This window comes from Streptomyces sp. NPDC049687 (assembly GCF_044465285.1).
Lineage (GTDB): Bacteria > Actinomycetota > Actinomycetes > Streptomycetales > Streptomycetaceae > Streptomyces.
In genome coordinates this window covers 15,654-34,688 of record NZ_JBITLN010000023.1, presented here as the reverse complement: position 1 = coordinate 34,688, position 19,035 = coordinate 15,654, and the positions used below count along the sequence as shown (strand labels likewise).

The 19,035-nt window shown below is 72.3% G+C and carries 19 protein-coding genes and 3 tRNA genes; 11 read left to right on the top strand and 11 right to left on the bottom strand.

The genetic code is table 11. The features are described from left to right. Nucleotides 1-7 precede the first annotated feature (7 nt). The gene (locus tag ACIBVL_RS40555) at nt 8-592 is read left to right on the top strand and encodes a hypothetical protein (RefSeq protein WP_399105808.1); all 585 of its coding nucleotides are present in this window, start codon (nt 8-10) and stop codon (nt 590-592) included. A 3-nt stretch (nt 593-595) separates the two neighbouring features. Then, nucleotides 596-1,246: a class F sortase gene (locus ACIBVL_RS40550; RefSeq protein WP_399105806.1), complete on the top strand. Its 651-nt coding sequence runs from the start codon at nt 596-598 to the stop codon at nt 1,244-1,246. Between the two features lie 69 nt (nt 1,247-1,315). Here the strand turns inward: ACIBVL_RS40550 and ACIBVL_RS40545 are convergent. Further along, a tRNA-Lys gene (locus ACIBVL_RS40545) sits at nt 1,316-1,389 on the bottom strand. A 186-nt stretch (nt 1,390-1,575) separates the two neighbouring features. On the opposite strand from ACIBVL_RS40545, the gene ACIBVL_RS40540 reads away from it, so the two are divergent. The 6 genes from ACIBVL_RS40540 (at nt 1,576) to ACIBVL_RS40515 (ending at nt 7,606) form a co-directional block, all read left to right on the top strand. Continuing rightward, on the top strand, nt 1,576-2,973 hold the full coding sequence (locus tag ACIBVL_RS40540) for a peptidoglycan-binding protein (RefSeq protein ID WP_399105804.1): 1,398 nt from the start codon (nt 1,576-1,578) through the stop codon (nt 2,971-2,973). 63 nt (nt 2,974-3,036) lie between these two features. Beyond that, nucleotides 3,037-4,146 carry an SPFH domain-containing protein gene (locus ACIBVL_RS40535; protein WP_399105802.1) on the top strand — a complete coding sequence of 370 codons (1,110 nt, stop codon included), beginning with the start codon at nt 3,037-3,039 and terminating at the stop codon, nt 4,144-4,146. A 95-nt stretch (nt 4,147-4,241) separates the two neighbouring features. Next, the gene (locus ACIBVL_RS40530; protein ID WP_399105800.1) at nt 4,242-4,847 is read left to right on the top strand and encodes a lytic polysaccharide monooxygenase; all 606 of its coding nucleotides are present in this window, start codon (nt 4,242-4,244) and stop codon (nt 4,845-4,847) included. A 92-nt stretch (nt 4,848-4,939) separates the two neighbouring features. Further along, nucleotides 4,940-5,362, top strand: a complete 423-nt coding sequence (locus ACIBVL_RS40525; protein ID WP_399105798.1) for a DUF3592 domain-containing protein — start codon at nt 4,940-4,942, stop codon at nt 5,360-5,362. Between the two features lie 98 nt (nt 5,363-5,460). Next, nucleotides 5,461-5,928: a DUF3592 domain-containing protein gene (locus tag ACIBVL_RS40520; RefSeq protein WP_399105796.1), complete on the top strand. Its 468-nt coding sequence runs from the start codon at nt 5,461-5,463 to the stop codon at nt 5,926-5,928. A 34-nt stretch (nt 5,929-5,962) separates the two neighbouring features. Beyond that, nucleotides 5,963-7,606, top strand: coding sequence for an AMP-binding protein (locus ACIBVL_RS40515; protein WP_399105794.1), 1,644 nt, complete (start codon nt 5,963-5,965; stop codon nt 7,604-7,606). Here the strand turns inward: ACIBVL_RS40515 and ACIBVL_RS40510 are convergent. The 7 genes from ACIBVL_RS40510 to ACIBVL_RS40480 all read right to left on the bottom strand — a co-directional run bounded on the left by ACIBVL_RS40510 (nt 7,572) and on the right by ACIBVL_RS40480 (nt 12,700). Further along, a tRNA-Lys gene (locus ACIBVL_RS40510) sits at nt 7,572-7,645 on the bottom strand. The two genes, ACIBVL_RS40515 and ACIBVL_RS40510, sit on opposite strands and share 35 nt — an antisense overlap. Nucleotides 7,646-7,732: 87 nt before the next feature. Then, a complete protein-coding gene (locus ACIBVL_RS40505) occupies nt 7,733-8,491 on the bottom strand; it encodes an IclR family transcriptional regulator (protein ID WP_399105792.1) in 759 nt (252 codons plus the stop codon). Nucleotides 8,492-8,700: 209 nt separating this feature from the next. Next, complete coding sequence (gene ehuA, locus ACIBVL_RS40500) at nt 8,701-9,477, bottom strand: ectoine/hydroxyectoine ABC transporter ATP-binding protein EhuA (protein WP_399105790.1); 777 nt, start codon at nt 9,475-9,477, stop codon at nt 8,701-8,703. Further along, on the bottom strand, nt 9,467-10,117 hold the full coding sequence (gene ehuD / locus ACIBVL_RS40495; protein ID WP_399105788.1) for an ectoine/hydroxyectoine ABC transporter permease subunit EhuD: 651 nt from the start codon (nt 10,115-10,117) through the stop codon (nt 9,467-9,469). Before ehuD ends, ehuA begins: the two co-directional genes overlap by 11 nt. Beyond that, entirely contained in the window at nt 10,114-10,758 is a 645-nt protein-coding gene (gene ehuC / locus ACIBVL_RS40490; RefSeq protein WP_399105786.1) for an ectoine/hydroxyectoine ABC transporter permease subunit EhuC, read from the bottom strand. Before ehuC ends, ehuD begins: the two co-directional genes overlap by 4 nt. After that, nucleotides 10,755-11,660: an ectoine/hydroxyectoine ABC transporter substrate-binding protein EhuB gene (ehuB, locus tag ACIBVL_RS40485; RefSeq protein WP_399105784.1), complete on the bottom strand. Its 906-nt coding sequence runs from the start codon at nt 11,658-11,660 to the stop codon at nt 10,755-10,757. Before ehuB ends, ehuC begins: the two co-directional genes overlap by 4 nt. Nucleotides 11,661-11,749: 89 nt before the next feature. Beyond that, nucleotides 11,750-12,700 (bottom strand): D-2-hydroxyacid dehydrogenase, encoded by a 951-nt coding sequence (locus tag ACIBVL_RS40480; RefSeq protein ID WP_399105782.1) that lies wholly within the window; start codon nt 12,698-12,700, stop codon nt 11,750-11,752. A 175-nt stretch (nt 12,701-12,875) separates the two neighbouring features. On the opposite strand from ACIBVL_RS40480, the gene ACIBVL_RS40475 reads away from it, so the two are divergent. Together ACIBVL_RS40475 and ACIBVL_RS40470 are read left to right on the top strand one after the other, a co-directional pair. After that, complete coding sequence (locus ACIBVL_RS40475; RefSeq protein WP_399105781.1) at nt 12,876-13,619, top strand: decarboxylase; 744 nt, start codon at nt 12,876-12,878, stop codon at nt 13,617-13,619. Between the two features lie 92 nt (nt 13,620-13,711). Next, nucleotides 13,712-14,800, top strand: a complete 1,089-nt coding sequence (locus tag ACIBVL_RS40470) for an LLM class flavin-dependent oxidoreductase (protein WP_399105779.1) — start codon at nt 13,712-13,714, stop codon at nt 14,798-14,800. Here ACIBVL_RS40470 and ACIBVL_RS40465 read toward each other — a convergent pair. Then, entirely contained in the window at nt 14,779-16,620 is a 1,842-nt protein-coding gene (locus tag ACIBVL_RS40465) for a putative bifunctional diguanylate cyclase/phosphodiesterase (protein WP_399105777.1), read from the bottom strand. The two genes, ACIBVL_RS40470 and ACIBVL_RS40465, sit on opposite strands and share 22 nt — an antisense overlap. Nucleotides 16,621-16,938: 318 nt before the next feature. Between ACIBVL_RS40465 and ACIBVL_RS40460 the strand changes: the two genes are divergently transcribed. Continuing rightward, the gene (locus ACIBVL_RS40460) at nt 16,939-18,222 is read left to right on the top strand and encodes a M6 family metalloprotease domain-containing protein (protein WP_399105775.1); all 1,284 of its coding nucleotides are present in this window, start codon (nt 16,939-16,941) and stop codon (nt 18,220-18,222) included. Between the two features lie 125 nt (nt 18,223-18,347). On the opposite strand, the gene ACIBVL_RS40455 is transcribed toward ACIBVL_RS40460, so the two are convergent. Next, nucleotides 18,348-18,421, bottom strand: a tRNA-Lys gene (locus tag ACIBVL_RS40455). Continuing rightward, nucleotides 18,412-18,984, bottom strand: coding sequence for a bifunctional DNA primase/polymerase (locus ACIBVL_RS40450; protein ID WP_399105773.1), 573 nt, complete (start codon nt 18,982-18,984; stop codon nt 18,412-18,414). Before ACIBVL_RS40450 ends, ACIBVL_RS40455 begins: the two co-directional genes overlap by 10 nt. Nucleotides 18,985-19,035: the final 51 nt, after the last annotated feature.

The following is a 19,035-nucleotide window of genomic DNA, read 5'->3' as shown; positions in this document are numbered from 1 at the left end:
GTTCACGATGCGTTCAATGAAAGTCACTGTCTGCGCGGGTGTCGCGGTCGCGGCCGCGGTGCTCATTCCCACGGCGTACGCCTCGGGCGAGAGCGGCGGGAGCGGAGGCGGCAGCGTCACCGTGACGCCGTCGACGCCCGCGCCCGGCGCCGAGGTCACGCTGAGGGTCAGCGGGTGCGGCGGCAAGACCGCCACCGCCGCCTCGACCGCCTTCGTCGCGGACGCGCGGCTCGTCGGCACGGGCGGCACGCTCGTCGGCGAGACCCGGATCCGCTCCTCGGCGGGCCCCGGCACCTACGACGTGAAGATCACCTGCGTCGACTTCCAGGTGAAGGGCCATATCGAGGTCGTGGCGAAGGCGCAGCCACCGGCCCAGGACCAGCCGGTCCCCGTCACCTCGCATGCCTCTCCGGTCGCCCCCGTGCACGCGGGCGGTGGCGGCACCGCGCCGCTGGCCGCCGTCGACGAGGCCCGGGTGGAGGGTCCCGGTACCGCGCAGGCGGTCACCGGGCTGGTCCTGGTGGGTGTCGCCGCGGCCGCCGTGGCGTACCGGGGCGCCAGGGGCGCCCGCCGGAGCCGCAGGGCGGGTTGAGCCATGTCCGACCGAGAACGCTCCTCCGGTCGCCTCGTCACCGGCCTGGCCTGGGCGGTGCTGCTGCTCGGGCTCTGGCTGTGGGGGCGCGAGGTGACCGACGTACGGCAGGGCATATCCGCGCCGACCACGGGTGACGTGGCCGCCGTGGGCAGGCCGGACGCCGGACTGCCGCCTGCCGCGAAGCCGTTGACGGCCGCGCTGCCGCAGCGCATCGACATCCCCGAACTGGGTGTCCAGGCCCCGGTCGTCGCCCGTGGCCTGGACACGCGGGGCGCGATCGAGCCGCCGCCGTTCGACCAGGCGGGCGTCGTCGGCTGGTACGCGGCGGGTGCGAAACCCGGCGCCGAGGGCACCGCGCTGATGGTCGGGCACGTCGACACCGAGACCCGCCCCGCCGTCTTCTACAAGCTCAGCTCCATGCGGGCGGGCGAGACGATCCGGGTGGTCCGCGACGACGGGAGGGTCGCCGAGTTCACCGTCGACGACGTGGAGGTCGTCCAGCGCGACCGCTTCGACGCCCGACAGGCCTACGGCCCGCGCCAGTCGGACCGCGCCGAACTGCGCCTGATCACCTGCGGCGGCACCTTCGACCGCGGGAGCCGCAGCTACACGGCGAACGTGATCGTGTCGGCGTACCTGACGGGCACCTGACCGGCGGCCGAGGGGGCGTGCGGGCAACGCGAAAGGCCCCTCGCTTTCGCGAGAGGCCTTTGCCGTCTGTGCGCCGCCAGGGACTCGAACCCCGGACCCGCTGATTAAGAGTCAGCTGCTCTAACCAACTGAGCTAGCGGCGCCCGCTGACGTCGACAACTCTACAGGACGTGCGAGGGTGCCCCTGACCACCCGCCACCGGGCCGACACCCGCCGCGGGGCCCGCGTACATCGTTCGGACCGTCAGCATGCGCGCCGGGAAGACAGTTGAGAAACTGGCGAACGTGCACAGGCGCGGACATTTCCAGCTGGAGTGTGAGGGGAATCGCATGGATACTCCGGTATTCGAGGAATTCGATCCCGCGAGTGACTGCGACTGCCCCGGATGCGTCCACTGGCGCCGGGTGAGCCCGTATTCCCCTGGCTCGCGGCCGGCCCGGTTCGGCGGTCACCCCGCCGCCCACCGCACCCTGGCCGTCGCCACCGCGGCGGCCACGACGCTCGGCGCCGGTCACGCCGTACCCGCCCTCGCCGCGCCGCACGCATCCGACCGGCCCGGCGTTCCCGCAGATGACGAGCCCGAGACCCCGCAGGGCGGCAAGGCGCCGCTGCACGGCCCGGGCGGGCGACCGGCGACGCCCCCGGGCCTGGTCCGGACGCCCTGGACGACCCGCGCGGAGATCATCCGGAGAGCGAAGGAATGGGTCTCGGCGCGGGTGCCGTACAGCATGGACGCCTACTGGGCCGACGGTTACCGGCAGGACTGCTCGGGCTTCGTCTCGATGGCGTGGAACCTGCCCGGGAACGAGTGGACGGGCACCCTCGACCAGTTCGGGACGCGTATTTCCAAGGAGGAACTCCAGCCCGGCGACATTCTCCTCTTCCACAATCCGGCCAACCCCTGGAACGGCTCGCACGTCGTCCTTTTCGGCGGCTGGACGGACTACACCCACAGCTACTACATCGCCTACGAGGAGACCCGTCCGAGGGCCCGCCGGCAACCCACTCCGTACGCCTACTGGAGCCAATCCGACCGTTATGCGGCGTACCGCTACCGGGGCCTGACGGCGGGGGCGGCACCCGTGCACGTAGGGGGAGAGGGGGAAGGGGAGAGCGACGAGCCGGACGCCGGCTCCGAGGCGCTGCCGACCCCCTACCCCGGCCGGTCGTCCTTCGGCCCGGGGGCCGCCAACAGGTACGTCACCCAGCTGGGCCGGCTCCTCGTGGCGCGCGGCGCGGGCCGCTTCTACACCTCGGGGCCGGGCCCCCGCTGGACGGACGCCGACCGCCGCGCCACCCGGGCGTTCCAGTGGGCCCAGGGCTGGCGCGGCCCCGCCGCGGACGGCCTGCCCGGACCGGCGACGTGGCGCCTGCTGGTGACGGGGGAGGGGAGGGACATCGGGGGGCTCGGCAACCCCCTGGGCGCCCCCGGCGCACCACCCCCCGTCCCCACGCCCGGCCCGTCCGCCCCCACCCCGCCCACCCGCATCCCCGCCTTCCCGGGCCGGGGCATGTTCCGCCCCGGTGCGCACAACGCGTACGTCACCCAGCTGGGGAGGCAACTGCTGAGGAAAGGGTTCGGCAGGTACTACACGACGGGCCCGGGGCCACGCTGGGGCGAGGCGGACCGGCGTGCCGTCGAGGCGTTCCAGCGCACCCAGGGCTGGCGGGGCGGCGCGGCGGACGGCCACCCGGGCCCGGAGACCTGGCGCCGGCTCTTCTCCTAGGGGGAAGGAAGCCCGGCCCCATCACTGTCATGGCGTATCTGGCGCGGAGGCTGGAGGCACGCAATGAACACGACCACTTCACCGACCCCGGAGCCCGAGGGGTCGTCCCGGCCCGCCCGGCTCATCCAGAACGAGGCGACCACCGAGATCCCCGTCCATCTGCTCTTCCGCGACGAGGCCGAGCCGCGCCCGGTGGCCGTCGGACCCACCGTGGTGGGCAGCCGGCCCGGGACCGGGGAGCAGCCGCGACTCCGGCGGCCGGTTCCGGCGAAGGCGCGGCCGCTCGCCGAGGTCGACCCCGCCCTGGTGGAACGGGCAGCGCGGGTGCTGCCCGGTGCGGCCGGGGTGTTCGCCGGGGCCTGCGGGGCGGCCGGGTGCGTGGTCACCTCCTGGTGGGCGGGGGTGTTGCCGCCGGTCGTGGTGGAGGCGATGCGACTGCCCGAGTGGGCGGGCGCCGGGCTCGGTCCGGCGCAGTGGGCGGCGTACGCGGGGGCGGGCACCCTGGGGCTGTTCGGCTTCGGCGGGCTGGCCCGGGGGCGCACCGGACGGGCCTGGGTGCTGGGTCTGTTCGGCCGCTACCGGGGGACCGTCCGCCGCACCGGTCTGCTGTGGGTCAACCCGCTGCTGCTGCGCCGCCGGGTCGACGTACGGCTGCGGCACTGGCGGAGCGAGGCGCTGCCGGCGGCCGACGGCAGCGGTGTGGGGCTTCGGGTGGTCGTCCTGGTGGTGTGGCGGGTGCGGGACACCGCGCGGGCCACGCTCGGCGTCGAGGACCACGAGACGTATCTGCGCGAGTGCGTCGAGGCGGCCCTCGCCCGGATCCCGGTGGAGGCTCCGGGCGCGGGCCGGGGTTCGGTGGAGGCGGCGGGGGAGGCGCTGACCCGGCGGGTCGCGCGGGACGCGGGTGCGATCGGCCTGGAGGTGTACTCCGTGCAGCCGCTCCGCATCGAGTACGCCCCCGAGGTCGCCGCCGCGATGCACCGCCGTCGGATCGCAGCCCTCGACGCCCAGCACCGGGCGACCGTGCTGACCTCCGTCGTCGACTCGGTGGAGGACACGGTGACCCGCCTGACCATGCGGGGGCTGGTGGAACTCGACGACTACGAGCGCAAGGCGCTGGTGAAGGACCTGACGGTGGCGTTCTGCGCCGGGCGCGGGGAGCAGGCGCCGTGATTGGTCTGGACATGCTCAAGAAACGGCAATAACCTCGAGCTTGGTCTAGACCTGCACGGCTCACAGAACTCCCCACGTTCTCCAGGAGCGGCAGCATGCGCACAAAGACCAGGCTCTACGCCGCCGTGCTGGGCCTCGCCACCACCGGAGCCTTCGTGCTCTCGTCCGGCGGCGCCAGCGGCCACGGCTACACCGACCTCCCCGTCAGCAGGCAGAAGCTCTGCCAGAACGGCACCGTGACGAACTGCGGCGACATCCAGTGGGAGCCGCAGAGCGTCGAGGGTCCGAAGGGCTTCCCCGCCACCGGCGCGGCCGACGGGCGGATCTGCTCCGCGAACAACACCCGCTTCGCCCAGCTCGACAGCCCGAAGACCCCCTCGGGCGGCGCGTGGCCGACCACGAAGGTGACCGGCGGCCAGAGCTACACCTTCCGCTGGCAGTTCACCGCGATGCACGCCACGACCGACTTCAGGTACTACGTCACCAGGCAGGGCTGGAACCAGAACCACAACCTGGCCCGCTCCGACCTCAACCTCACCCCGTTCCTCACCATCCCCTACGGCGGCCAGCGGCCCCCCGCCACCCTGTCCCACAGCGGCACGCTGCCCTCGGGCCTGACCGGACACCACGTGATCGTCGCGGTCTGGACGATCGCCGACACGGGCAACGCGTTCTACGCCTGCTCCGACGTCACGTTCTGAGACGCCGTCGGATAGGGTCCGCGTGCGCCGGAGCGGGACTTCCCGGGCCGGCGCACGCAGATCCTGACACCGACGTACGGGGGTACGGTCACATGCAGGCCGCCAAGTTGGTCTTCGTCCTGCTCATCATCGGCTTCGCGGCGGCCGGGTACGCGATCGTGCGCCGCACCCTGCAACGGCGGGCGGCCTGGGAGAGCGGCCTGACGGCGCCGGCCCGGGTGGTGCGGGCCTGGCAGACCACGCAGATCGTCAACAACACGGCCCGCCTCGTGTACTGGCACGAGTACGACTACACGACCAGGGACGGTCGTGCCGTCCGGTTCACCGAGGGCGGCGGCCCGCGCGACCGCGGCGTCGGCGACGAGGTTCGCGTCCACTACACGGCCGAGGAGCCGGAGCGGGCCACGGCGTCCGTTCCGCAGGCCGGCAGGGACACGGCGTCCATGGTGTTCGGCTTGGTCGTCCTCGGCGGCGGCATCGCCTTGATGATCCACCTGCTGGTGACCGGCCCCTGAAGTTCTGAGCTTCCCTTGAGACCGGCCGGGGGCGCGGGCGGGTACGTTCCCCCTCACCGGCCGACCGGGCCGGTGCGTGGGTGCTTCGGGGGAGCCACATGGAGATCTTCTTCGTCATCGTCCCGTCGATCATGATCGCGGGAATCCTCTTCGCGATGTACACCGTGATCAGCCGCTCCCGCCGGGCCACCCGGGCCTGGGGCAGCGGTCTCACGGCCGAGGCGCGCTGTCTGCGGACGTACACGACCGCCAGGACGACCAGTGGCGAGCACCACCGGGTGGAGACGACCCTGCACCACGTCTACGAGTTCACCACCCGGGAGGGCGGCACGGTCCGGTTCGAGGAGGAGAACGGTCCGGGGACGACCCTGGAGGGCGACATCGTCACCGTGTTCTACCCGGCCGACCGCCCCGAGCGGGCCACGGCCAGGCCTCCGGCGCACGGGCGGCTCTTCGCCGAGTCGGGCTGTCTGCTGGTGTTCCTGGGGGTGGCGCTGGCCTTCTGCGTCGTCTTCATCGTCACCGTCCAGGCGGCGTTCGCCGGATGGGAGGACGTCGCGCCGTAGTCATCTGACGGTACGTCAGCTACCGTGCGCCCCCATGGAGTCCGTTTCCGAACTGGTGGCCGCGCGCTGGGGCGACCATCGCCCCGGGCTGTCGTACGAGGACGTCGTCCTCACCCACCACGAGGTCGCCGCCGGGGCCGCCGCCCGGGCCGCGCTCCTCGCCGACCTGCTGCCGCCGGGCGGACCACCGCACCTCGGAGTGCTGCTGGACAACACCCCGGAGTTCCCGCTGTGGCTGTCGGCCGCCGCGCTCGCCGGTGCGGCGGTCGCCGGGATCAACCACACCCGCCGGGGTGCCGAGCTGGCCCGGGACATCCTGCACACCGAGTGCCGGCTGCTGATCACCGAGCACACCCACCTCCCCCTCCTCGGCGGCCTCGACCTGCCCGGCGTACGGGTCCTGGTGACGGACACCGAGGAGTACGAGGCCCTCCTCGCCCCCTACGCGGACGCCCGCCCGGACCCGTCCCGGGCCACCCCCCGGGACCGTCTCCTCCTCTACTTCACCTCCGGCTCGACCGGCGCCCCCAAGGCCGCGATCTGCACCCAGGGCCGGCTGGCCGCCGCGGGGCGGTCGCTGGCGGTGCAGTTCTCCGTCACGCCGGACGACGTGCACTACGTCTGCATGCCGATGTTCCACGGCAACGCCGTGATCGCCGACTGGGCGCCCGCGCTGGCGGCGGGGGCCCAGGTGGCGCTGCGGCGGCGGTTCTCGGCCTCCGGTTTCCTGGCGGACGTACGGCGTCACCGGGCGACGTACTTCACCTATGTCGGCCGTGCGATCCAGTATCTGCTGGCCACCGAGCCGGGCCCCGACGACCGGGACCACGCGCTGCGGCTCGGCTTCGGGACGGAGGCGGGGGCGGCGGACGCGGCGGCCTTCGAGCGGCGGTTCGGGGTGCGGCTGGTGGAGGGGTACGGCTCCTCGGAGGGTGGCGCGGCCGTGCAGTGGACGCCGGGGACACCGGCGGGTGCGGTGGGGCGGGCGGGGCCCGGGCTCGCCGTACTCGATCCGCGGACGCGGCGGGAGTGCCCTCCGGCCGTCTTCGACGCCGCCGGGCGGCTGCTGAACGGGGACGAGGCCATCGGGGAACTGGTCAATCGCGGGCCGAACCCCTTCGAGGGGTACTGGCGCAACCCCGCGGCGGAGGCGGAGCGGCGCCGGGACGGCCTGTACTGGACGGGTGACCTCTTCTGCCGCGACCGCGACGGCTACCTCTACTTCGCCGGCCGCACCGACGACCGCCTCCGCGTCGACGGCGAGAACCTGGCGGCCGCGATGATCGAGAACATCCTCGCCCGGTACGAGGGCGCGGACGCCGTCGCCGTCTACGCCGTGCCGGATCCGGTGACCGGCGACCAGGTGATGGCGGCGATCGCCGGGGACTTCGAACCCCTCGCCTTCGCCGCGTTCCTGTCCGCCCAGGCCGACCTGGGGACGAAGATGGCGCCCCGGTTCGTACGGGTCGTCGAGCGGATGCCGGTCACCGCCACGAACAAGATCCACCGGGCGCTGCTGAGGAGGGAGGGGGTGCGGTGTGCCGATCCGGTGTGGTGGCGGCCGCCGGGGGAGCGGGCGTACCGCAGACTCGCGGAGGGGGAAGCCGAAGGGCCCCTCGTGTCCACGAGAGGCCCCTCATCTGTGCGCCGCCAGGGACTCGAACCCCGGACCCGCTGATTAAGAGTCAGCTGCTCTAACCAACTGAGCTAGCGGCGCATGACCCTCGCCGTCCACCCTCGGGCGGCTGGCGACGGAGAAAATACTACCTGGTCCCGAGGGGTGCTTCCGACCACCTTCCGGAGGCTAGATCACGAGGGACAGCAGCACCGGGGCCGCGTTCCTGTTCAGTGCGTCGGCGGCCTGGCGGAGGCGGTGGGCGTGGGAGACGGGCAGGGACAGGGCGAGGCAGCCGACGGAGGAGCCGGCGGTGATCGGGACGGCCGCGCAGACCGTGCCGACGGCGTACTCCTGGAGGTCCAGGTGCGGAACCGTGGGCGGCTGGGACTCGAGGCGGGACAGGAGCAGCCGGTCGCTGGTGATGGTGCGCGAGGTGAGGCGGGCCATCTTGTGCCGGGAGAGGTGGTCCCGCCGGCCGTTGTGGTCGAGCTGGCCGAGAAGGCTCTTGCCGAGTGCGGTGGCGTGTGCCGAGGAGCGGAAGTCGAACCATTCGTTGACGGCGGGGCTCGCGGGGCTGTCGGCGTACTGGGCGATGGTGACCTCGCCGTCGACGTACCGGCTGACGTAGATGGCGGCGCCGATCGAGTCGCGCAGCCGGTCGAGGGCGCGCTGGAGCTGGTCGCGGAGGGCCTGCTGGTGCTCCCGGGCGGAGCTGAGGCGGGTCAGCGCGTCCCCGGTGACATACGCGCCGTCGGCCACCTGCTCGACGTAGCCCTCGCGGCGCAGCATGCGCAGGAGCGCGGTCAGTCGCTCCGTGCCCAGGCCGGTCTGGCGGGCGAGTTCGGCGTCGGTGACACCGGTGGAGTGTCGGGCCACTGTCTCCAGCACGCGCAGGGCGTCCTGGGCCGAGTGGTACGGCGCGGTCGGCTCGTGCTTCAGCGCCACGGTTTCCCCCCTGGTCGCTTTTCTTGGCCGTGATCCTGGCAGCGAATCGTCTCCACGATAACGGCCGAGCAGGGGGAAGGGAGGAGTAGTCGACGAGAATGTGTTGCACCTTCGGTCCCCTCAACTGCGGCACTGACCCTCTGGCATATGCCAAGGTCATGCCCAGTTGTGGAGACCAGGTGCGGGACCCGGCGGGACCTGCGGTGCTCTTACAGCACCGCGCTCAGAAACTCCCGCGTGCGCTCCTCCTGCGGCGCGCCGAAGATCTGCTCCGGCGGGCCCGCCTCGACGACCCGGCCCTGGTCGAACATCAGTACCTGGTCGGAGATGTCCCGGGCGAAGTTCATCTCATGGGTCACACAGAGCATGGTGATGTCGGTGGTGCGGGCGATGTCCCTGAGGACGTCAAGGACACCGGCGACCAGCTCGGGGTCCAGCGCGGAGGTCACCTCGTCGAGCAGCAGGATCTGCGGCCGCATCGCCAGGGCCCGCGCGATCGCCACCCGCTGCTGCTGCCCGCCCGACAGCCGGGACGGCCTGGCGTCGCACTTGTCGGCCAGGCCCACCAGGTCCAGCAGCTCGCGCGCCCGCGCCTCCGCCTCGTCCTTCGACAGGCCGAGCACGGTGACGGGGGCCTCGGTGACGTTTCTGAGCACGCTCATGTTCGGGAACAGGTTGAACTGCTGGAACACCATCCCGATCTTCTTGCGGACCTCGCGGACCTGCTTCTCGGGCGCGGGGAACAGCCGCTGCCCGTCGACGGTGATCGTGCCCTCGTCGGGCCTGGTCAGGGTCATCAGCAGGCGCAGGATCGTGGTCTTGCCGGAGCCGGAGGGCCCGATCAGGGTCACGTGCCTGCCCGGCTCCACGGAGAAGTCCAGATGATCGAGGACGGTGTGGTCGCCGAACCTCTTGGTGACCTGCTCCAGCCGGATCAGCTCGGTGGTCTGCTGCTTCTTCAGGGTGGGGGTGGTGTCAACGGACAAGACGACGCTCCAGGGTGCGCAGGAGAAGGGAGGCGAGGTAGGAGACGACGATGAAGGCCACGCCGATCACCGTCAGCGGCTCGGTGAACTGGAAGTGCTGCTGGGAGAAGAGCCGCGCCCGGCCGAGCATGTCCAGCACGGTGATCGCCATCAGCAGGGGCGTGTCCTTGAGCATCGCGATCACGTAGTTGCCGAGCGCCGGCACCACCCGCCGCACCGCCTGCGGCAGGATCACCGCCCGCCAGGTCCGGCCCCTGGGCAGGTTCAGCGCGGTCGCCGCCTCCCACTGCCCGGTGGGCACCGCGTCGATACCGGCCCGGTAGACCTGCATCGTGTACGTCGAGTAGTGCAGCCCGATGGCCACCACCCCGGTGGTCATCGCCGACCAGGTCAGCCCCCACTCGGGCAGGACGTAGAAGAGGAAGAACAGCTGCACCAGCAGCGGGGTGTCCCGCACGAACTCCGTGACGATCCCCACCGGCCACTGCACCCACCGCGTCGGCGTCCGCATCAGCAGCGCCCACACCAGCCCCAGCGTGAACGAGATCAGCGACCCGAGGGCCAGCGCCTGGAGCGTGACCAGCAGCCCGTCCCAGAACAGCGGCATGAAGTCGCCGACGGCACTCCAGTTCCAGGTCATCGGACACCCGCCTTCAGTCGCTGCTCGAGCCCCCGCATGCCCCTCGTGAGCAGGAAGGCGATGACGAAGTAGATGAGCAGCACGTACGTGTAGATCTCCGCGCTCTCCTGGAGCGCCAGCCGGACCAGGTTGCCGCTGAAGGCCAGGTCGCCCATGCCCATGACCGACACCAGCGCGGTGCCCTTGAGCAGTTCGACGAGGAGGTTGGAGAACGGCGGGATCATCTCCGGCACCGCCTGCGGCAGCAGGATCTTCCGCATCCGCTGGCCGGGCGTGAACCCGAGCGCGATTCCGCCCTCCTTCTGCGCCGGGTCCACGGCGCCGAGCGCCCCGCGCACGATCTCCGCGCCGTACGCCCCGTAGGTCAGGCCGAGCGCGAGCGTGCCCGCCCACATCGGCACCAGCTGCCAGCCGAAGGCGGGCGGCAGCACGAAGAACACCCAGAAGATCATCACCAGTGCCGAAGTGCCTCGGAACACCTCGGTGTAGAAGCCCGCGAGGAAGCGGACGATCCGCCGCCGGTGCGTCCGCGCGATCCCGACGGTGAAGGCCACGGCGGCCCCCAGCGCCGCGCTGAAGACGAGGAGTTGGACGGTCGTCCAGAGGCCTTTGAGGACGAGTTCCCAGAGTCCGGAGGTCATCCGCCGCAGAGCTCCTTCGCGGTCAGGTCCGTCATCTCGGCCTTCGTGAATCCGAAGGGCCGCAGAACGCGGGCCAGTTCGCCGCTCTTCTTGAGCTTGTGCAGCTCGGCGTTGAAGGCGTCCCGCAGCCGGGTCTCGGTGAGCCGGAAGGCGAAGGCGCCCCCGTCGACGGTCGGTTTGCCGTCCACGAGGGGCGCGAAGGGCTTGGTCGACTCCGCCTTGCGGGACTTCGTCACCACGTCCCGGGTGGTGACGGCCGTACCGGCGAACACGTCGACCCGCCCGGCCTCGACGGCGTTCAGGCCGGCGACCTGGTCGGGCACGATCAGGATGTCGCTCTCCTTGTAGCCCGCCGCCACGGCGTGCTCGATCTGCGCGTACCCGGTGCCGGTGGCGAACTTCGCCTTCTTCGCGACGACGTCCCGGTAGGTGTGCAGCCCCTTGGGGTTGCCCTTGCGCACGACGAACGAGTCGAGCATCTGGTAGTCCGGGTCGGCGAACAGGACCTGCGCGCAGCGCTCGGGGGTGACGTACATCCCGGCGGCCACGACGTCGAACTGCTGCGAGTTCAGCCCGGGTATCAGCGAGCCGAACTCGGTGGGCACGGGCTGCACCCGGTCCACCCCGAGCCGCTTGAAGATCGCCTTCGCCAGCTCGGGCGCCTCGCCGGTGAGCTGCCCGTCCCTGTCGATGTACCCGAACGGGATCTCACCCGCGATCCCCAGCCGTACGACCCCGGCGGCGCGGAGCCGGTCGAGCAGGTCGCCGCCGTCCGTGGTGGACGCCGTGGCCACGCGCGTACAGCCCGCCGCGCCCAGCGCGCCGACCGCCGCCACCCCCGCGAGCAGCGACCGGCGTGTGGGGTTCTTGTGATGTGTGGGTTGTCTGTTCGGTGGAGCCATGGCCGCGCGGCTACCCGGGCGCACACGGGTTATGCGGGGGCGTCCTGTGAGGGGAGTGTGCGGAGGACGTCAACGGCGGGGCCGGGATCTCAGCGCCCGGGCACGTATCCGCGCTCCTTGTCGACCACGTTCTTCAGCGGTCTCCCCGCCGCCCACCGCTCGAACAGCTCCACGAACTGCGCGCCGAGCTCGTCGTGGCGTCCGACGGTGTCGCCGCCCATGTGGGGGGACACGAGCAGACCCGGGACCTGCCACAACGGGCTGTCGGACGGCAGGGGTTCGGTGGCGAAACCGTCCAGGGCGGCGCCCGCGATCCAGCGGCTGCGCAACGCCCGTACGAGTGCCTCCTCGACGACCAGCCCACCGCGGCCGACGTTCACGAAACGGGCGGACGGCTGCATCACGCCGAAGCGCCGGATGTCGAACATGCCGTACGTCTGCTCGGTGAGCGGGGCGGCCGCGATCACCCAGTCGGCGCGGGCGAGGAGACGGTCCAGCTCGTCGGGGCCGTGGATGCCGGTGTGCGGGACGCGGCCGACGAGGGCGGTGGTGATGCCGAGGGCCTTGAGGGTGCGGGTGATCGCCCGGCCGACCGGGCCCGAGCCGACGACCACGGCCCGGGTGCCGGCCACCCGCTGGTTCTCCCGGGGCCGCCACTGGCCCCGCCCCTGGAACTCGCAGGTGCGCGGCAGGTCCTTCGCCATCGCCAGCACCAGGGCGGCGACGTACTCCGCGACCGGCTCGTCGAAGATCCCACGCGCGTTCGTCACCACGGTGTCGGACGCCACCAGCTCCGGGCAGAGCAGATGGTCCACGCCCGCGCTCGCCGTGTGCACCCAGCGCGGCCTCGGCCCCTCGCCCGGCCAGGCGGCGCGCACCGCGTGCGAGGCGGTGTCCCACACCAGCAGCACGTCGGCGGACGGCAGGAGTTCGGCGAGCGTGGAGGCGTCGGCGTGCAGCACACGGACCCGGCCGGTGAGACGGCCCAGGCGGGGGAGGGGCTCGGCGTCGAGGACGAGGAGCGTGGGGACGGCGGCCATCCGGTGCCCTTTCCCTGGCCAAGGGCCTGACGTGCGGGGACGGAACACGGTCGCACCCCGGCCCACGGCCGTCAACACGGCCGGACGGCCAACCAGGTGACGATGCGGGCGGTGGGTCGCTCCGGCTGGGTACCCGGGTACTGCCGGAAGAAGAGCAGCAGTAGGAAGGCTGGACATGACCGCACTCGGATTCCTCCACCCGGGCCACTCGGCCGAGGACGACTACCCCCGTATCGAGCAGCTCCTGGGCAGTGACATCCGGGTGGAGCTCGTCCGCACGGACACCGGTACGGAGCTCGCCGAGGACGCGCACCAGGGCGACGCGCCGCTGCGGCTGGGTGCCCCCCACCGGCTCGCGGCGGGCGTCGAACAACTGCGGCTGTCGGGCGCCGAGGCCGTCGTATGGGCCTCCACGAGCGGCAGTTTCGGCTACGGCTGGGAGGGCGCCCACGAGCAGGTGCGCACCCTGGCCACGACCGCCGGCATGCCGGCCTCCTCCACCTCTTTCGCGTTCGTGCACGCGGTCCAGGAGGTGGGGGCCATGCGGGTGGCCGTGGGGGCGACGTACCCGCGGGAGGTGTCCGCCCGCTTCGCCGAGTTCCTGCGCGCGGGAGGCGTGGAGGTGACCGCGCTGCACAGCGTGGGGGTCGCCACCGCGGCCGAGGCCGGCGCCTGGGGCGAGGAGGAGGTGCTCGCCCTGGCACGGGCGGCCGACGACCCCGGAGCCGAGGCGGTCCTGCTGCCCGACACCGCCCTGCACACGGTCGCCTGCATCCCGGCCCTGGAGAAGGAACTCGGCAAGCCCGTCCTCACCGCCAACCAGGTGACCGTCTGGGAGGCGCTGCGCCTCACGGCCCGGCGGGTGAACGCGCCGGGGCTGGGGGCGCTGTTCACCCGGGAGCCGATCGTGCAGGTGTGAGCCGCCGGCCGGGGTGACCGGCGGGAATAAACGGGGACACCCTCCTGTTAGTGCCACGAGGACACCGCAAGCCCGAAAACAGGAGGACCCCCGTGGCGGCAGACGAGATCCGAGGCACGGCGCACGGCACCGCCCCCACCCCCCTCTCCGTCCTCGACCTGGTCACCGTCGGCTCCGGCCGCACCGCCACCGACGCCCTGCGCACCAGCGTCGACCTCGCCCGGTTCACCGAGTCCCGCGGCTTCCACCGCTACTGGGTCGCCGAACACCACTCGATGCCGGGTGTCGCCTCCTCCTCGCCCGCGGTGATCCTCGCCCACCTCGCCGCCCACACCGAGCGCATCCGGCTCGGCTCGGGCGGCGTCATGCTGCCCAACCACGCGCCCCTCGTCATCGCCGAACAGTTCGGCACCCTGGAGGCGCTCGCCCCGCACCGCGTCGACCTCGGTCTCGGCCGCGCCCCCGGCACCGACGGCGCGACCGCCGCCGCCCTGCGCCGCACGGACAACCCCCACGAGGGCGCCGACGACTTCCCCGAGCAGCTCGCCGAGCTCACCCGGTTCCTGGACGACGACTTCCCCGACGGCCACCCCTACCGCCGTATCCACGCCGTGCCCGGCCCGGTCCAGGCCACCTCTCCCGGGGGCGTGCAGTCCCGGCACCGCCCGCCGATCTGGCTGCTCGGCTCCTCGGGCTTCAGTGCCCGCCTGGCCGGACTGCTCGGCCTGCCCTTCGCCTTCGCGCACCACTTCTCCGCCCAGAACACCGTTCCGGCCCTGGACCTCTACCGCGAGTCGTTCCGCCCGTCCGAGGTGCTGTCCGAGCCGTACGCGCTGATCGGGGTCTCCGTACTGGCCGCCGACGACGAGCGCGAGGCCCGCCGGCAGGTCCTGGCGACCGGGGTGAACATGGTCCGGCTGCGCACCGGCCGCCCGGGACTCTTCCCGTCCCCCGAGGAGGCGGAGGCGTACCGGCTCAGCGAGCTGGAGCGGGAGTTCGTCGACTCCTGGACGGCGAACATCGTCCACGGCACCGCCGACGAGGTCCGCACCGGACTCGACGACCTGCACAAGCGCACCGGCGCCGACGAGCTGATGCTCACCAGCCACGCCCACCGGGGCGAACTGCGCCTGCGCTCCTACGAACTCGTCGCGGACGCCTACGGATTGCCGACCGCGTAGCTCTCGGTGTCCATCAGCTCGGAGATACGATCCGGCGACACCGGACGGGAGTACAGCCACCCCTGACCGGTGTCGCAGCCGATGCTGCGCAGCCGGGTGGCCTGGGCGGCGGTCTCCACGCACTCGGCGGTGACGGTCAGCCCGAGCCGGTGCGCGAGGTCGATCATCGCCTCGACGACGACCTGGTCGGCCGGGTTGGGCGCGGCGCCCGTGCCCTCGTACTGGAAGCCGCGCACGAACGATCCGTCGAGCTTCAGCACCGACACCGGCAGCCGGCTGAGGTAGGCGAGGTTGGAGTAGCCGGTGCCGAAGTCGTCGATGGCGATGTGCACGCCCATGTCGCTGAGCGCCTGCAGGGCCTGCAGCGGCCGTCCCGCCGAACCCATGACGGCCGACTCGGTCAGCTCCAGCTGGAGCAGGTCCGGCGGCAGGCCGGTCTCCGCGAGGATCTGCGCCACGTCCGACACCAGGTCGGAGTCCCACACCTGACGGACCGCCACGTTGACGCTGACGAACAGCGGCGGCTCGTCCGGATGGTCGAGCTGCCACTGCCGGGCCTGCCGGCAGGCGGTGGCCAGAATCCAGCGGCCGAGCGGGACGATCGAGCCGTCCTCCTCCGCCAGTGCGACGAACCGATTCGGCGGCAGCAGGCCGAACCGCGGATGGTCCCAGCGCACCAGCGCCTCGACACCGCGCAGCCGTCCGTCGGCCATGCCGACCAGTGGCTGGTACTCCAGCCGGAACTCACCGCGTTCGATGGCGGGCCGGAGAGTGGAGGCGAGGGCCTGGGTGGTCATCAGATGGGCGTTGCGCTCCGGGTCGAACAGCGTCCAGCGGTCCTTGCCGTCCAGCTTCGCCCAGTACAGCGTGGTGTCGGCGGCCTGCATCAGACCGGTCGCGGTGGTCCCGGCCGCGTGCCGCTCGACGACCCCGATCGACGCCGAGACGTTCATCCGCTGCCCGGCGAGGTCGAACGGCGCCTGCAGGGCCTTCAGCACGGACTCGGCGAGGTCCGCGAGCTGTTCGGTGCCCGTGGAGTCCTCCACCAGCAGGGCGAACTCGTCGCCGCCCAGTCTCGCCACCAGGGGTTCACTCGGCCGGTTCTGCCCGGCCTCCTTGGCGCACTCTGTCAGCCGCTCGGCCACGGCGGCCAGCAGCCGGTCGCCGACGCGGTGACCGAGGGTGTCGTTGACCGCCTTGAAGCCGTCCAGGTCCAGATAGCACAGGCCGATCCGGCCGGTGCCGCTCTGCTCGTACGACTCCGCCTCCAGCGCGGCCGACACCCGCTCGAAGAACAGCGTGCGGTTGGGCAGCCGGGTCACCGGGTCGTGCATCTGGAGGTGCCGCAGCCGCGCCTGCAGGTCGTGGCGGGCGCTGATGTCGGCGACGGACAGCAGCACACCGGGGGTGCCGTCCTCGAGCGGGGAGACCGTGACCTGCGTCCAGAGCGAGCGCCCGTCGGGGTGCTTCAGCCGCCGGGTGCAGCGCAGCTTCGCCTGCCGGCCGCGCAGCACCTCACCGTAGGCGTGCCAGGTGCGGGCGTCGGAGGCGAGGTCCAGCAGATCGGCGGCGACCCGACCGACCAGGCTCGCGCCGTCCCCGCCGAGCAGCTCGCCGAGCGCCTGGTTGGCGTCCACGACCTGGCCCTCGCGGTCCACGAGCGCCATGGCGAGGGGCGCCGCCGCGAAGACGGAACGGTAGGCCGGCGGATCGATACGTTCGGGGCCCTCCGCACAAGGAGAAGCCTGACTGTCACGCTCCGTGACGGCGGACCGGTCGAGGTCTGCCGCGGGCGTCGACCCTTCGGACGTTCCGCTCACCGCTCGCTCCCGCAGTGCACTCGATCGCTGTCCTGGCAGGAAAGTGTGCCGATCATAGATGCTGCCCCCGGAGTTGTGCAGCCACTGCCCAGTGTCCCGGAACGACCCACCCTTCTGACAGATCGTTTCTGCCCGCAGGTGGACCGGTTCTGCGGACCCCCGACCGCTTGTGACGTTCCGTGAGAATTCCGGGGGTGTCGAGATTGATGCCCGCTTTCCTCCGCCTCACTCTTCTGGGGCAGGCAAACAGGGCATAGAGGGACAAAGTGGAAGAGGCTGGGTGGCGGTGCCCCGTGAACCGCCCCCCGGAGGTCTGAAGTGCCGCGTCTTCCGCGACTGTTCCCGCGCCCCCGACTGCGCAGCACCGCGGCCCTGTGCACCACCCTGTCGGCGCTCGCCGCGATCTCCCTGTGCACCGGCCCCTCGGTCGCCGAACCCTTCTCCGCCGCACCCTGCGCGCTGCAGCGCACCGACGCCCACCACTCCGAGGGCCTCGACACCTGGAACACCGCCTACCCCCGGCCCACCCGCACCCTCGACGCGGTGATGGTCTTCCTGTCCTTCCCGGACTGGGCCCCGATGACCTCCCCCGCCGAACTGGCCGCCGACCACTTCCCGGCCACCAGCCGCTTCTTCCAGCAGGCGTCCTACGGCAGGTTCGCGCTGCGCGCGCACCCCCTGCGGCAGTGGATCCGGATGCCGAAGCCGTCCACCGCCTATCGCATACAGCGCGACTGGAACGCCGGGCACCGCGCCGCCTATCTGCGCGACGCACTCGCCGCCGCCGACGGCCGGGTCGACTTCTCCCGCTACGACGTCGTCTACTTCGTCGCCGACCCGGACGCCCCCGGCGTGAACTCGGACGCCACGAAGGTCGTCAACCTGGACGTGCCCCTGCACGCCGACGGCACGGACATCCGCCGCGTCGTCACCGTCTTCGAAAAGCACCCCCCGGACCGCCTGGTCCTGGCCCACGAGACCGGCCACGTCTTCGACCTGCCCGACCTCTACCACCGCCCGGCCGACGGCAAGGGCGACTGGGACACCTATGTCGGCGACTGGGACCTGATGGGCAGCCAGTTCGCCCTCGCCCCTGACCTGTTCGGCTGGCACAAGTGGAAGCTGGGCTGGCTGGAGCCACGGCAGGTGGTGTGCGTACGGAGCGTGGGGCCGACCCGGCTCACGCTCGAACCCCTCGGCGCCGGACCAGGCGTCCCCGTCACCGGCGCCTCCGGCTCACCCGCCTTCGGCCTGGGCCACGGCACCAAACTGGCCGTGGTCCGCACCGGCGCCGACACCGCCCTCGCCTTCGAGGCCCGCGGGCCCGTCGGCAACGACCGCGCGGCCTGCCGCTCCGGCATCCTCGTCTACCGCGTCAGCGCGGACGCCCAGTCCGGCCGCGGCCCGGTCGAGGTGATCGACGCCCACCCCGGCGCCGAGGCCTGCTGGGAATCCTCCGTCTACCCACCCCTGGCCGACGCCCCGGTCGCCCTCGGCGAGAGCTTCACGGTGCCGGGCGACGGCGTACGCGTCGAGGCGGAGGGCCGCACGGCTTCCGGCGCCTGGACGGTGAAGATCACCCCGGCGTCCCTCAAGAGGTAGCTCACGCGAGCCTCCGGCCGGGGGGTGGGTGGCCGAGCCCCCACGACGCGCGACGGGGCCGCGCGGAAAAGGACGAGGGCGAGGCCGGTTCGCGTTTCTGCGAACAAGCCTCGCCCTCGACGTCGTGCGCCGCCAGGGACTCGAACCCCGGACCCGCTGATTAAGAGTCAGCTGCTCTAACCAACTGAGCTAGCGGCGCCTGCTGACGTCGTAGACATTAGCACCCTGATCCTGGGGAGGAAAAATCGATATGCGCACCGCCGCGCGGGCCGCCCGTACGGCCGCCCAGAGCAGGATTTCCGGGCCCGGCAGCCATGGGTGCCGGCAGTCCGGGGCGACCACCCAGCGGGTGGGGCCCTGCTCCTCGGCGGGGGTGAGCGCGGGCACGGTCACCGCGTCCCCCGTGCCGTGGCACAACAGCGGCGGCACGGATCCGGTACGGCCGTCCCGGCGGCCGTGGGCGCTCCACTCCTCCCACTCCAGCAGTGAGGCCAGCCGCTGTGCCGTGCCCGGCGCGGCGAACAGGAGCATCCGCCCCCGGAACACCGCCACCGGCCCCGAGCCCGGCCCCTCGTCCCACAGCCGGTCCAGCATCAGCCGCCCGAACATCGCCGGGGCGCTCACGACGTCGAACACGGAGCCGCAGGGCAGCACGACCGGGGCGTGCGGCCGCTCGTCCCAGAGGGCGAGGGTGCTGCGCGGATACGTTCCGGCGGAGGCCAGCCAGACGGCGCCGTCCGCGGTGACACATGCGCTGCTCATGCCGAACAGGTCTACCGGTCGTGAGTGTGCGATTCCCGAGAGTTGCGGAAA